This is a genomic window from Microbacterium sp. WCS2018Hpa-23 (assembly GCF_031843845.1).
In the GTDB taxonomy this organism is placed as follows: Bacteria; Actinomycetota; Actinomycetes; order Actinomycetales; family Microbacteriaceae; genus Microbacterium.
The window spans coordinates 16,468-30,585 of the sequence record NZ_JAVTIZ010000014.1 but is presented as its reverse complement, the minus strand read 5'-3'; the positions used below and the strand labels follow the sequence as shown (position 1 = coordinate 30,585).

The window sequence follows — 14,118 nt, the reverse complement described above, 5'->3', positions numbered from 1 at the left end:
CTCATTCCTCGTCAGCGCTTGAGCCGGAGCCAGAGCCAGAGCCGACAGCGTCTCTCAGTGCGCGGCCCCAGGGCTGGGCCGGATCGTGGATGGCGACGGCCAGCGTCGTGTCGGACTGCCCGTAGTAGGCGAACCACTTGTCCTGGAACTTCACGAGCCCCTCGACGAACGTCACGTTCGATACCAGGCCGTTCATATCCTCGAAGGTCTGCGGCCTCAGCCATGGCTCCTGCAGCCGGGCGATCACCTTCGTCGGCTCATCGGGGTCGATCGCGATCTGGCCGCAGCGGTAGTCGACGTCGACCGAGCCGTCCTCGTGCACCGTGCGGGTCGCGCCGTTGGTGAGGAAGACGAGAAGTCCGTTGTCGGCCAGCACCGGCGAGGTGCCGATCTCGACGAGAGCCTCGTCCCACGTGCCAGGGGTCGGCGAGTACATCGGCTCGGTATCGGCCGTGCCCGGCGTCCAGTGGATGAGGTCGTCGCTGGTCGCCCAGTAGATCGCACCCTCGCCGAAGTACATCCACCACTTCCCGTGCATCCGCTGCGGCACTATGACACCGGCCTTCGACCAGTTGAACCCGCGCGGGTCCATGGTCTTGAACGTGTCGAAGTCGTCGAACAGCGGGCCGAGCTTGGTCCAGGTGCGCAGGTCGGTCGAGGTCGCGAGGCACAGCTGCGCGCTGCGCCTGTCCCAGCCGGTGTAGGTCAGGTAGTAGGTGCCGTCGATCAACGCGATGCGCGGGTCCTCGCATCCGAAGCGCTCGTAGTCCTCGGAGGGGGAGAGGATCGGCGCATCCTCGCGGGTGAAGTTCACACCGTCCTTCGAGCGCGCGATGCCGATGTGCGACACGATGTCGTCGGCGTGCGCCCGATACAGCAGCACCACCTCGTCGCCGTCGACGATCGCGGCCGGGTTGTAGAGGTTGGCCGACTCCCAGCTGTCGCCTTTCGGTCGCAGGATGGGGTTGGCCTCGTAGGGGGTGAACGGGCCCAGGGGGAAGGTGGCTCCGGAGAACATGGATGCCTTTCTGGCTAGCCTTTGACGGCCGCGCCGAGGTCGGTGGCTCGGAAGAACCGCTGGAAGACGACGAACAGGATCACGACGGGGAAAGCCAGCGCTGTCGCACCGGCGAGGATCGCGCCGTTGGGGTTCGCCGTGGACTGCGCGACGTTGGAGATGTAGTTCGCGAGGGATACGGCGAGCGGCTGCAGCGATGAGTCCTTCGTGATGAGGAACGGCCAGAGGAACTCGTTCCACGGACCGATGAAGGTGACGAGCACGACGGTCACGAGCACAGGCTTGATCAGCGGGATCGCGACCGACGTCAGAAGGCGGATCTCGCCGGCGCCGTCGATGCGTGCCGCTTCGAAGATCTCGACGGGCAGCGCCTTGAAGAACTGCACGAAGATGAACACCGCCGTCGTGTTGATCAGGAACGGCAGGATCATGCCCAGGTACGAATCGCCGAGGCCGTAGCTGCGCGTGATCTGCACGTACAGCGGGATCATCAGCAGCTGGAACGGCACCATCTGCACGAGCAGCATGAGCACCCAGATGACCCCGCGACCGCGGAAGTCGAGTCGGGCGATCGCATAGCCCGCGAGCAGGCCGAACACGACGGTCCCCAGCAGCACGCCCGCCGTGAAGATCAGCGAGTTGAGCAGCGAGCCGACCAGGTCGATGCGCGAGTCGATCGCGACGAAGTTGTCGACGGTCCACCCGGAGGTCGGGAAGAGCTCGTTAGGCGAGTTCGTCGGGTTCTCCTGGAAGGCGCCGACCAGCATGAAGTAGAACGGGAAGGCGAAGCCGATGGCCGCGACCGTGAGGAGCACCAGGCTCAGGATGCGGGGCAGTGAACGCTTGCGTCTCATGGTCATCGCTGCCTGGTTGCGCGGTTGGCGGCGAGCGACAGCATCCCGACCAGGATCACGAGGATCATGCCGATCGCAGCCGCGGTGTCGGGGTTCTGCTGCTGGATGCCCAGCTGGTAGATGAGCAGCACGGGTGTCGAGGAGGCGCCGTCGGGGCCGCCGCCGTTCGTGAGCAGGTACGGCTCGGTGAAGAGGTTGGCGCCGGTGATGATCGACAGGATCAGCACGAGCGTGGTCGCGTTGCGGACGCCGGGGATGGTGACGTTCCAGAAGCGCGAGAACGCTCCGGCGCCGTCGGTCTCGGCCGACTCGTAGAGCTCTTTGGGCACGTTCTGCAGGGCCGCGAGATACAGCAGGATGTAGAACCCCAGCTGCTTCCAGGTCACGTACAGCGCGATCATCGGCATCGCGAGCCCGCTGTTCACGAGCCACGACGGGTCGGGGGCGAGCGGGCCGAGGATGGTGTTGATCAGCCCGTTGCCCGAGAACAGCAGCATCCAGACACCGACGAGCGAGACGCTCGCCGTGAGATACGGCACGTAGAACGCCACCCGGTAGGCGGCGACCCAGCGGATGCCGGTGTTCAGCGCCGCGGCGAGCACGAGCGAGAGCACGGCGGTGAGCGGCACGTTGATGACGAGGAAGATCAGGGTGTTGCGGAACGAGCCGAGCACGCGCGGGTCGGTGAGGACGGTGACGAAGTTGTCGAAGCCCACGAACGGGCGCTCGACCTCGACGTTGGGGGCGGTGAAGAAGTAGTCGTGGAAGGCGATGTAGATCGCGAACCCGAGGGGGTACGCGAAGATCGCGATCACGAAGACGAAGTACGGCAGCGCGAAGAGGGCGCCGAGCGGTTGCGCCCCCAACAGCCGGGTGCGCAACCGCCCCCTGGGTGGCCGTCCCGCGGACGGGGTCGGGGCGGCAGTGCCCCCGGCCACGTCCGCGACGGCGTCGTCTCGGAGCGTCATCGCCGGCTCATCACTCGGCGACGAGATCGTCGATCTTCGCCGCCGCGTTCTTCAGGAAGTCGTCGATCGGCTCCTTATCGAAGATCACGGAGGCGGAGTACTCGTCACGGAACGCCTGCCAGGCCTCTACGGAGTTGGGGATGCTGGGCACATCCGCCGTCGCCTCGGCCTGCTCGGCGAACGCCACGTAGTTCGGGTTCGCGTCGAAGTAGTCGGCGTACGTGCCGGTGAGGTCGGTGCGCATCGGCATCTGACCGGTCGCCTCGAGCAGCTGCCCGTCGTTCTCGACGCTGGTCGAGAACTTCAGGAACTCCCACGCCGTGCCCTGGTTCTCACAGGCGGTGAACATCGAGACGCTCTTCGAGTCGGCGAAGGTCGTCGGGTTCTCGCGGCCGTCGCTCGTGGGCACCGGCATGAAGCCGACGTCGACGGTGTCGGCGTACGACGGGATCGCCCAGGGGCCCGCGAGCTGCATGGCGGTGGTGCCGGCAGACATCGCATCGTCGGTCGACGCCTCGTTCGGGGAGAGCTTCTCGTCGTAGAAGGTCTTCCAGAACTCGGCGACCTCGCTGCCGGCATCCGAGTCGAACGTCGACTTTCCGTCTTCGACGAGCATCGTGCCGTCGGTCTCGGCCAGGTAGAGCGGGTAGAAGTCGAACCAGGGCTGGTAGAACTCGCTGGTGGGTGCCGGCCAGATCGCACTCTGCACGCCCGAGGCGACGATCGCGCGCGAACCTTCGAGGAACTCGTCGTACGTGGTCATCTGGGGGTCTTCGGGGTCGATGCCCGCGGCCTGGAACAGCGCCTTGTTGTACATCACCATCACGGGGTTCGACTTCCACGGCAGCTGATAGAAGCTGTCGTCCGTGGCGTAGGAGTCGACCTCGCCGCCACGATCGGTGATGTAGTCGCTGCCGCCCTCCATGGTGCTGAGGTCGACGAGACCGCCCTGCTTGACCCAGCCCGAGACGGCGGCCGGAGCCACGTTGTAGACGAGGCAGGGCGCGGTGCCCGCGGTGATCGCGGCGGTGATGGCCTCTTCCGACGATGAGCCGGCGGGGATCTCCTGGGCGTTGACCTTCTCATCGGGGTGCTCGGCGTTCCAGGCGTCGACGACGGCGGTGCCCCAGGCGACCTCCTGCTCGTTGTTCGACAGCCAGATGTCGATGGGACCGGTGGAGTCGGCTGAGCCTTCGCCGCCGCCCCCGCCTGCCGAGCATCCGGTGACGACGAGCGCTGCCGCACCTAAGAGCGCTGCTGCGCGGATCTTCTTCTTCATGGTGTCCTCCTTGACGCGATGGTTCGGGTGATCGTCTAACGGGTGGTGCTCTCCCGGAAGTGCACGATGTTGCAGTCGACGACCTCGGTGCGCGGTTCGGCGCCCAGGATGTCGGCCAGCAGCAGGCGGGCGGCCGCGCGTCCTCGCGCGGCGGGCCCTGACGAGACGCTCGTGAGAGCGGGGGAGAGGTGGGCGGAGAGGTGGTCGTCGTCGAAGCCGGCGATCGCGAGATCTCGGGGGATGCTGAGCCCGCTCGAACGGGCATACGACAACCCGGCGATCGCCATGGTGTCGTTCGAGTACAGGATGGCGGTTGGCCGATCTGGCAGGTCGAGCAGCTCGGCGGTGCGGGCACGGCCGCTGGCGGCGGTGAAGTCGCCCTCGCGCAGCAGCTCGTCGTCTCCCACGGCGTCGATGTAGGCATCCGCGCGCACTCGCGAGTGCACGTAGTCGAGCGGACCCGCGACGTGCGCGATGCGCTCGTGGCCCTCGGCGCGAAGGTACGCGATGATCTCGCGGATCGGCTTCGCGTCGTCGGTGCGGACGCAGGAGAAGCGGGTCGGCCGCTCGTAGGCGCCCACCAGCACGGCGGGCAGCTCGAGTTCTTCGAGCAGCGGCACGCGCCAGTCGTCGGTGCGCAGGTCGAGCAGCAGGGCGCCGTCGGCTCGTCCGTGGCTGAGAGCGCGGTACGCGCGCTCCTCGGCGGCGCGGTCGGGGACGACGTGCAGGATCAGTCCGGTCTCGGTCTCGGCGAGCACCGACTCGACGCCCGCGATGAAGGCCGGGAAGAACGAGTCGTTCGCGATGACATCGGGGTCGCGGGCCAGCACGACGGCGACGGCATTGGCCTTCTGCGTGGCCAGAGCCCTGGCGCTCTGGCTCGGAACCCAGTTCAGCTTCTCGGCAGCGGCGAGGACCTTGGCCCTCGTGTCATCGGAGATGGGCCGCTTGCCGCTCAGGGCGTGCGAGACGGTGGCCTTGGTGACGCCGGCCTCGCGGGCGACGTCTGCGATCGTCGTGCGGCTCATGCCACCTCCTCGTGGAACATCGGGCTGATCGTCGGCATCCGGTCTGGCAGTGTTTAACCGGTTTGACGATCAGGGGTGAAGCGAGTGTAAACCGGTTTGACGATCGTGGTCAAGGCCCCTTTCAATGGCGGAGCCCCGGATCAGACGACGCCGTTCAGACGACGCCGATCAGATGACGCGGTTCAGACGACGCCGCTCAGACGAACGTGACGGTCTGCTGCAGACGGGTGCGCACGTCGAACAGCTCGTTGCCGCCGATCGCACGGGCGCCGGGCACGCCCTGGCGCAGCACCATCGAGAGCGCACTGCGTCGCACGACGACCACCGGCACTCCGCGGCTGCTGCCGAGCGGTGTCACGGCCTGCGACAGATCGTCGTCGGGGAGCACCATGATGACGCCGCCGAACTTGACGCGCGCCGCCTTGGCGACCGTGCGCATGCGCGAGAGCGCGGAGGTGACAGGTGCGCGTGTGCCGAGGCTCGGCCCGGTGATCTCGCCGCGTCGGAACCCGACGACTCCACCGAAGTCCTCTGACATCAAGCCGTAGAGGCCCGACGGGCTGAGCACCACGTGGTCGAGCTTGTCGTCGGCATCCGCGCCCGTGGCGACGTCGTGCCAGACGGTGAAGCCCATGCCGAGAGCGCTCACCGTACGGGCGGTCGCCTCTTCGGCCAGCGCATCGGCGAGCAGTCGTCGCAGGTCTCGCGGTGCCGAGCGCACGAGCGCGGGGTCGTATGGGTCGGGGACCTCGACGCCGCGGCCCGCCCATTCGCGGATCAGCGAGAGGTAGCGCTCGCGTCGCCAGCCGCCGGGGTGGCCGTACGAGCGCGCGCGGGGGCGCGTGTCGGTGCGCGTCGCGGATTGCGGACGCCATCCGCTCCACTCCGGCTCCGACGGGACGCCGGGGTGCGCGCCGCTGCGGCGATCGTAGGCGGCGCGGCTCTCGGCGGTGCCGACGAGCTCCCACGCGCGCTGCACCTGGATGAACACGGCGGCGTCGCCTCCGGTGTCGGGGTGCGACTCGCGCAGACGGAGCCGGTAGGCGCGCCGCAGCTCGACGTCGTCGACCGACGGGTCCACACCGAGGATCTCGTAGGCAGAGGCCGAGAGCGGGCTGTCGAACATCGCTCTCCTTCCGAGATCGCGGCATCCAGAATATCCGGATGCTGTTGTGGATCAGCCGTGGCGGTCGGGGTCAGCCGTGAGCCCAGTCGTGGGAGGCGGGATGCGGGAAACCCTGGACGGCTCGGCTGCGGCTGGTCTGAAGCGCGTCGTCTGCGAGCAGTGATCAGCTCCGAGGGGCAGGTCGGAATACGTCGATCACGGGGTGCGCGACGGCGAACGGGACGGCCGTGGCCGTGACGGGATCGAAGAGACGCGCGGGCGTGCGACCGGAGGCGAGCTCTTGTCGGGCGGCGGGGTCTGTGGCGTACAGTCGCAGGGCCAGCCAGAGGAGAGTGCCGTCGATCCCGAGCGACAACGGCTCGACGTCGAGTGACTTCTTACGTCGGAAGAATGGGTGTCGCCAGACCGACTCGAATGACGTCGCGGTCGGAGCGACGTGCACGCGAAGCACCATCATCCCCGCAGCACCCTCGGTGAACTCGATCGTCTCAATGTCGTGCCACTGCACCGCGGCGTCGGAGAGGAACGAGGCAGAGCCGAGACCGTTCGGATGCAGGATGAGTCTGCGAGGGTGCGCTGCAGCGATCCCCGTACTCACCGTCGCGATAACGCAAAGAGCGGCGCACGAACCCCAGGCGATCGCCCATCCGCCGCTCGTAGTCACCGTGGCGATCACACAGAACGCTGCAGCGGTGCCCACGGCAGCGAGCAACGCAAGGGTGTGGCCTCGGCGACCGGGGATGAGGATGCCGTGCGGGAGAGCGTCTCGCGCGGCGCTGATCTGGGCCGGTCCTGTGCGCCGCACTCTCGTCGTCACGAGCTGGAACACGACGAACGCCCAGCACACGATCGGGATCGAGATGAGGATCGGCACCATCGACGCCAGGCTGGATGCGAGGGGACGTTCGAGAGCAGCGCCCCACAGCAACGCGGAGAGCGCCACAGCGAGAACCGCACTCAGCCACAGGGCCACGACGGCACCGTGCCTCCCGAGGAGCGCCTCCAGGCGCGTCGTCGGCATCGGGCGCGGAGCCCTCATCGCGTCATCCAAAGATCGCGTTCCACGTGTCTCCGATCCCTTCACCGATCGCGCCGATGCCGTCGCCGATCGCGCCCACGGTGTTCGAGCATCGGCACCCCCGCGGTACCCGAGGGCTCGCCGTCATCCGACGATCTCGCCTGGTCGCCGAGCAAGCCGGTGACCATCGCGGTGCAGTTGTGCCTGGCATCCCACCACTGCTTGCGGACACGCGTGATGACCGCATCCGCGTCGTCGACCGAGGCGACCGGTTCGACGGTCGCGATGAACCGCGACTTCTTGATGACGAGCTCGTGCTTCACAGGCGCGGCGATCGTGGCCGGGCAGGTGCGGGCGGAGGTCATCCGCCCCAGACTACCCAGCCACCATGCGCACTCAACGGTCGACGAACGACATCTGCTGCGGGTTGTAGCGGTCGCCCTGCACTCCCACGCGCGCCGCGAGCTGGTCGAGATCGGCCATCTCGTCGGCCGAGAGCGCGACGGCCGTCGCTCCCGCATTCTCGGCGATCCGCGATGTGCGCCTCGTTCCGGGGATGGGGACGATGAACGGTTGCCGGGCGAGCAGCCAGGCGAGCGCGATCTGGCCGGACGACGACTGCTTCGCCTCCGCGAGAGCCGTGACGTGACTCACGAGGGCCTGGTTCGCGGCCCGGTTCTCCTCGCTGAAGCGCGGGATGGTGCCGCGGATGTCCCCGTCTGAGAACGAGGTCGTCTGGTCGACTGTGCCGGTGAGGAATCCCTTGCCGAGCGGGCTGAACGGCACGAACCCGATGCCGAGCTCGGCGAGAGTGGGGAGCACCTCGTCCTCGGGGTCGCGGGTCCACAGCGAATACTCGCTCTGCACTGCCGTGACCGGCTGCACCGCGTGCGCGCGGCGAATCGTCGATGCGGATGCCTCGGAAAGACCGAAGTCACGCACCTTGCCCTCGGCGATCAGCTCGCCGACGGTGCCGGCGACGTCGTCGATCGGCACGTCGGGGTCGACGCGGTGCTGGTAGAAGAGGTCGAGCACGTCGGTGCGCAGGCGCCGCAGCGACTCCTCGGCGACGCGGCGGATCTGCTCGGGTCGGCTGTCGAGGCCCACGCTCTTGCCGTCTTCGATGCGCCAGCCGAACTTCGTCGCGATGACGACCTGGTCGCGGATCGGCTCGAGGGCCTCGCCTACGAGCTCTTCGTTGACATACGGCCCGTAGACCTCCGCCGTGTCGAAGAACGTCACTCCGTGGTCGAGTGCCGAACGCAATACGGCGATCATCTCGTCGCGGGTGCCGGGATTCGGGCCGTAGCTCTGCGACATCCCCATGCATCCGAGTCCGACAGCCGAGACCTCGAGTCCTTGGCCGAGTGTGCGAGTGTGCATGTCGTGTCCTTTCGTCAAGGCCGACGCTACGCCCGGCCTGGACGATGAGGGAGGGGCTGTCAGACCCTCCCTCATCCCGACCAGGACTACTCGGCCGAGTCGTCGCGCAGGTACGCGATGTGCGCCGCGTGGCGAGCCAGGTGGTTCTGCGAGGTGCGCACGAACAGCCAGGCGACGAGCAGCAGCACGAACCAGATCGGCGTCACCAGCAGCGCGGTCAGGGTGTCTGGCTGGGTCGTGAGCGCCCACAGGATGAACACGAAGAACGCGAGCACCACGTAGACCATGAAGACGCCGCCCGGCATGCGGAACCTCGATGCGGCCACCTTCTCGGGGCGCCTGCGCCGGTAGACGAGGTAGCTGCAGAGGAAGATCGTCCAGACGAACATGAAGCACACGGCCGAGACCGTGGTCACCATGTCGAACGCCGTGCCGATGTCCTCGCCCGCGTAGAGAAGCACGACGCCCGAGAACAACAGGATGCACGACAGGAACAGCGCGTTCTGCGGCACGCGGCGCTTCGAGAGGCGGCCGAAGAGGCGCGGGGCATCGCCGTCCTGAGCGAGCCCGAACACCATGCGCGAGGTCGAGTAGATGCCCGAGTTGGCGCTCGACATCGCCGAGGTGAGCACGACGAGGTTCACGACGGTCGCGGCGATCCCGAGGCCGGCGAGGGCGAACATCGCGATGAAGGGGCTCTCGCCCGCGACGTACTGGGTCCACGGGGTGACCGCCATCAGGATGACGAGCGCGCCCACGTAGAAGAGCAGGATGCGGATCGGGATCGCGTTGATCGCCTTCGGCAGGTTCTTCTCGGGGTCCTTGGTCTCGGCCGCGGCGGTGCCGACGAGCTCGACGCCGACGAACGCGAACACGGCGATCTGGAATCCGGCGACGAAGCCCATGAAGCCGTGGGGGAACATGCCGCCGTGATCCCACAGGTTGCTGAAGCTGGCGGTGCCGGCATCGTGCTGGAAGCCGGTGAAGATCATCACGAGACCGGTGATGATGAGCGCGACGATCGCGACGATCTTGATCAGCGCGAACCAGAATTCCATCTCGCCGAACGCGGCGACGGTGGGCAGGTTCAGTGCGAGCAGGATGACGATGACGAGCACGCCGGGGATCCACAACGGGATGCCGGGGATCAGCGCATCCGTGTACCCGGCGATCGCGATCACGTCGGCGACGCCGGTGACGACCCAGCAGAACCAGTAGGTCCATCCGGTGAAGAAGCCGGCCCACGGGCCGAGCAGGTCGCTCGCGAAGTCGCTGAACGACTTGTACTTGAGGTTCGACAGCAGCAGCTCGCCCATCGCCCGCATGACGAAGAAGAGCATGAAGCCGATGATCATGTAGACGAAGATCACCGAGGGGCCGGCGACCGAGATCGTCTTGCCGCTGCCCATGAAGAGGCCGGTGCCGATCGCTCCGCCGATCGCGAGCAGCTGGATGTGCCGGTTGCTGAGCGCCCGTTTCAGGTGCTGCTCGTCTCCGTCGGCGGCTCCGCCCACCCCGACGGTTCTTTCCGTGTCCTGTGTCGTCATCGCTCGAACCTCCGGTGTTCCGTGCCGCACCCCGCCGCGGCATCCTTCCGACCGTACTTGCCGATCGAGGCTGGCAGTAAACCGAAACGATTCGATATCCTGGTTCGACCCCCGATCATCCCCCAGTTCTGCGAGCCGCTTCCTCATGGCCACCTCTCTCACCACGGGCCGCCCGTGGCGTGTCATCCTCTCGTTCTCGATCCCCCTGCTGCTCGGCAACGTCGTGCAGCAGATGTACCAGTTCGCCGACGCCGTCGTCGTCGGCCGCCATCTCGGCGTCGAATCCCTCGCGGCCGTCGGCGCCACCGGCAGCCTGCTCTTCCTGCTGATCGGCTTCGCCTGGGGCCTGACCAGCGGCTTCGCGATCCCGATCGCCCAGGCGTTCGGCGCGGGAGACGGCGCGGCCGTGCGACGATCCGTCGCGACCGGCGTGATCCTGACCGGCATCACCAGCGTCGTGCTGACGATCGTCGCGCCGCTGATCGCTGCGCCCGTGCTCACGCTGCTGCAGACCCCGGCCGAACTCATGCCCGAGGCGACGATCTTCACGCAGATCAGCTTCATCGGCGCGAGCGCGACGATGTTCTTCAACTACCTCTCGGCGATCATCCGGGCGATCGGCGACTCGCGCACGCCCCTGATCTTCCTCACGGTGTCGTGCGCGCTCAACGTCGGCCTCGTCGTCCTCATGGTCGGCCCGCTCGAGTGGGGAGTGGGCGGAGCTGCCCTCGCGACGGTCGTCGCCCAGGCCGTCTCGGTCGCGCTGTGCCTCGAATTCGTGCGTCGCCGCCTGCCGATGTTGCACCTGCGCCGTGCCGACTGGCGGGTCACCCGTGACGACTTCAGAGAGCACCTGCGCCTCGGACTCCCGATGGGATTCCAGGCATCGATCATCGCGATCGGAACCCTCGTGGTGCAGGTCGCGCTCAACACCCTCGGATCCGAGGCGGTCGCCGCCTACACGACGGCGTCGCGGGTCGACGGTCTCGCCGTGGCCTTCCTCTCGTCGCTGGGGCTGGCATCGTCGATGTACGCGGCGCAGAACCTCGGCGGACGTCGCCCCGACCGCATCCGCCGCGGAGTGATCGAGGGCACCTGGATGGCGATCGCCGCCGGTCTCGCACTCGGAGCGCTGATCATCGCGTTCGGAACGCCCATGGTGCGGCTGTTCGTCGGTGAAGGATCCGACGAGGTCGTCAGACTCGCGCACCTCATGCTGATCATCAACGGATGCGGATACTGGGCGCTCGGCGTGCTGTTCGTGCTGCGCGGCGCGCTGCAGGGGCTCGGTCACACGCTGATCCCCACGGTCACCGGGGTGGTCGAGCTCGTGATGCGGGTGGGTGCCGCTCTCGTGCTCGGCGCGCTGATCGACTTCGAGGGTGTGGCGCTCAGCAACCCGCTGGCCTGGCTCGGCGCGATCGCCCTGCTGGTCCCCGCGTACGTGCGCGCCCACCGCGACCTCGGCCGCATGCCGGTGGACCCCGTCGAGTCGACCGAGACGTCGACGATGGCGATCATCGGACCGACCGACGGCTCGATGGTCGTCGACGCGGTCGTCACCCAGCCGGTGCGCGTGATCAAGGCGTCGCGTTTCGCAAGGTTGAAGCGCCGCTGAACGACGCGTCACAGTTGCGGAACATCATCCTTGAGATGGATGCCCGGTATGCCGACACTTCGTAGTGTTGGTAGTGCGGAGATTCCGTTTGACCGGGGGGTCATGATGACGTCATCAAGAGTGGCAAACGAACTGGCATCGATACTGGTGCCGATCGGAGTGGTGGGAGCCGTGATCGCGGCTCTGTGCGCGATCGTCGCAGGAGTCGCGATCATGCGCGGCGCTGCGGGGCTCGCGGGCGGAGCTGTGGGTCTATGGATCCCGAGTGCGATGCTCAGCTCCACCGCATCCTTCGCGAGTCAGTGGACTCCACTGCTCGTGTCCGGCATCGCGCTCGCCGCGATGCTCGTGATCGGCGCCGTGGCGCGTGCGATCGTGAGCACCGGGGAACCGGCGCGGCAGACCGCGCGCACAGCACGGGCCGAGGCCCTCGCGAAGGCGCCGGAGTCGCAGCCCGCACCGCGCGCGTCGACGGCACCGAGCACCGGCTCGCAGCCCGCGCTCGCCAGCTGAGATCGCCGGCTGAGCGGGCGCGCGGTCAGCGGTAGTCGCGGTCGCGGTGCTGCCCGGCCTCGTCGCCCGAGGTCACGCGCTCGGCCTCTCTGGCGCGCAATTCGACCCGGCGGATCTTGCCCGAGATCGTCTTGGGCAGCTCCGGCACGAACTCGATGATGCGCACCCACAGGTGCGACGACAACCGGTCATGGGCGTACGCGAAGATCGATCGCGCGGCGTCCGCCTCGGCATCCACGGCATCCGTCCGCAGGCACACGTAGGCCTTCGGCACTGCCAGTCGTGTCGGATCGGGGCTCGGGATCACCGCGGCCTCGATCACCAGGTCGTGCTCGAGCAGCACCGACTCGAGCTCGAACGGCGAGATCTTGTAGTCGGAGGCCTTGAACACGTCATCCGCCCGACCGATGTAGGTGAGATACCCCTCGGCATCCCGCTGAGCGATGTCACCGGTGTGGTGATAGCCGCCGACGCGCGACTCGGCCGTCTTCTCGGGATCGTCGTAGTATCCGGCCATGAGCCCGACCGGAGGGCGGGCCAGGTCGAGCGCGATCTCGCCCTCGTGCCCGGCGAGCTCTCCGGTGGCGGGGTCGAGCAGCACGACGGGGTATCCGGGCAGCGGGCGCCCCATGGATCCGACCTTGACGATCTGACCGGGGGAGTTGCCGACGCAGGCCGTCATCTCGGTCTGGCCGAAGCCGTCGCGGATCGTGCCGCCCCAGGCCTCGCGCACCCGGTCGATGACCTCGGGATTCAGCGGTTCGCCGGCGCCGACGAGCTCGCGCGGCGGATGGGTGAGGCGCCCGAGGTCGGCCTGGATCAGCATGCGCCACACGGTGGGCGGCGCGCAGAACGTCGAGACGTGGTGCGTGTCCATCACCTGCATGAGGGTGTTCGCGTCGAAGCGGTCGTAGTTGTAGACGAACACCGTCGCCTCGGCGAGGAACGGCGAGTAGAAGCTCGACCAGGCGTGCTTCGCCCACCCGGGCGACGAGATGTTGAGGTGCACGTCATCCGGGCGCACGCCCAGCCACCACATGGTCGACAGGTGTCCGATCGGATACGAGACGTGGGTGTGCTGCACGAGCTTCGGGCGGCTGGTGGTGCCGCTCGTGAAGTAGAGCAGGGCCGTGTCGTCGGCGGGTGTCGCGGCATCCGGCTCGAACGTCGTCGGCGCGCCGGATGAGTCGTCGAAGCGCGTCCACTCGGAGGGGATGCCGTCGCCCACCCCGATGCGCAGCACGCCGGCGTCTATGTCGGCGATGCGCTCGGAGAGGCCACCCAGGGTCACGATCGCGCGGGCCCGGCCGTGCTCGACGCGGTAGGCGAGGTCGGATGCCGAGAGCAGCGTCGAGGTCGGGATCGACACCGCGCCGATCTTGGTGATCGCGAGCATCACCTCCCACAGCTCGATCGTGTTGCCGAGCATCACGATGACGTGGTCGCCCCGGCCGATGCCGAGGCCGGTCAGCCACGCGGCGACCTGGTCCGAGCGGGCGGAGAGGTCGCCGTACGTCCACGACTCGAGGCTGAGGTCGGCCGAGACGATCTGCACGGCCGGCCGATCGGGTGTCTCACCCGCGACGACGTCGAACCACTCGAGGGCGAAGTTGAACTCGGTGGGCGTCGGCCAGGAGAATCCGTCACGCGCCGCGGCGTAGTCGGTGGCGTTCGCGAAGAGGAAGTCGCGCATCTCGCGGATCGCGGTCGTGGCTGCGGTGGCGCTGCGGCTCATTCGGGGCTCCCTTGCTCGACGGACGTGTTCC

13 protein-coding genes are annotated in these 14,118 nt (G+C 67.8%); 2 read left to right on the top strand and 11 right to left on the bottom strand.

Annotation, left to right across the window (positions count from 1 at the left end):
• Position 1 precedes the first annotated feature (1 nt).
• From RQG77_RS18805 to cycA, 10 genes are all read right to left on the bottom strand, one after another.
• On the bottom strand, positions 2 to 1,018 hold the full coding sequence (locus RQG77_RS18805; RefSeq protein ID WP_311246106.1) for a glycoside hydrolase family 130 protein: 1,017 nt from the start codon (positions 1,016 to 1,018) through the stop codon (positions 2 to 4).
• 14 nt (positions 1,019 to 1,032) lie between these two features.
• Positions 1,033 to 1,872, bottom strand: a complete 840-nt coding sequence (locus tag RQG77_RS18800; RefSeq protein ID WP_311246151.1) for a carbohydrate ABC transporter permease — start codon at positions 1,870 to 1,872, stop codon at positions 1,033 to 1,035.
• 2 nt (positions 1,873 to 1,874) lie between these two features.
• The gene (locus tag RQG77_RS18795) at positions 1,875 to 2,840 is read right to left on the bottom strand and encodes a sugar ABC transporter permease (RefSeq protein ID WP_311246105.1); all 966 of its coding nucleotides are present in this window, start codon (positions 2,838 to 2,840) and stop codon (positions 1,875 to 1,877) included.
• A 10-nt stretch (positions 2,841 to 2,850) separates the two neighbouring features.
• Positions 2,851 to 4,119, bottom strand: a complete 1,269-nt coding sequence (locus RQG77_RS18790; protein WP_311246104.1) for an extracellular solute-binding protein — start codon at positions 4,117 to 4,119, stop codon at positions 2,851 to 2,853.
• A gap of 35 nt (positions 4,120 to 4,154) precedes the next feature.
• Entirely contained in the window at positions 4,155 to 5,147 is a 993-nt protein-coding gene (locus RQG77_RS18785) for a LacI family DNA-binding transcriptional regulator (protein ID WP_311246103.1), read from the bottom strand.
• Positions 5,148 to 5,343: 196 nt separating this feature from the next.
• Positions 5,344 to 6,273, bottom strand: a complete 930-nt coding sequence (locus RQG77_RS18780; RefSeq protein ID WP_311246102.1) for a DnaJ domain-containing protein — start codon at positions 6,271 to 6,273, stop codon at positions 5,344 to 5,346.
• Between the two features lie 163 nt (positions 6,274 to 6,436).
• Positions 6,437 to 7,312, bottom strand: a complete 876-nt coding sequence (locus RQG77_RS18775; protein WP_311246101.1) for a hypothetical protein — start codon at positions 7,310 to 7,312, stop codon at positions 6,437 to 6,439.
• Positions 7,313 to 7,353: 41 nt separating this feature from the next.
• Positions 7,354 to 7,656 carry a YigZ family protein gene (locus RQG77_RS18770; protein ID WP_311246100.1) on the bottom strand — a complete coding sequence of 101 codons (303 nt, stop codon included), beginning with the start codon at positions 7,654 to 7,656 and terminating at the stop codon, positions 7,354 to 7,356.
• A 31-nt stretch (positions 7,657 to 7,687) separates the two neighbouring features.
• Positions 7,688 to 8,674: an aldo/keto reductase gene (locus RQG77_RS18765; protein WP_311246099.1), complete on the bottom strand. Its 987-nt coding sequence runs from the start codon at positions 8,672 to 8,674 to the stop codon at positions 7,688 to 7,690.
• Between the two features lie 86 nt (positions 8,675 to 8,760).
• The gene (gene cycA, locus RQG77_RS18760; protein WP_311246098.1) at positions 8,761 to 10,221 is read right to left on the bottom strand and encodes a D-serine/D-alanine/glycine transporter; all 1,461 of its coding nucleotides are present in this window, start codon (positions 10,219 to 10,221) and stop codon (positions 8,761 to 8,763) included.
• Between the two features lie 145 nt (positions 10,222 to 10,366).
• On the opposite strand from cycA, the gene RQG77_RS18755 reads away from it, so the two are divergent.
• On the top strand, positions 10,367 to 11,839 hold the full coding sequence (locus RQG77_RS18755; protein ID WP_311246097.1) for an MATE family efflux transporter: 1,473 nt from the start codon (positions 10,367 to 10,369) through the stop codon (positions 11,837 to 11,839).
• A gap of 120 nt (positions 11,840 to 11,959) precedes the next feature.
• Positions 11,960 to 12,352, top strand: coding sequence for a hypothetical protein (locus tag RQG77_RS18750; RefSeq protein ID WP_311246096.1), 393 nt, complete (start codon positions 11,960 to 11,962; stop codon positions 12,350 to 12,352).
• A gap of 25 nt (positions 12,353 to 12,377) precedes the next feature.
• Here RQG77_RS18750 and RQG77_RS18745 read toward each other — a convergent pair whose 3' ends face one another.
• Positions 12,378 to 14,087, bottom strand: coding sequence for an AMP-binding protein (locus tag RQG77_RS18745; RefSeq protein ID WP_311246095.1), 1,710 nt, complete (start codon positions 14,085 to 14,087; stop codon positions 12,378 to 12,380).
• Positions 14,088 to 14,118: the final 31 nt, after the last annotated feature.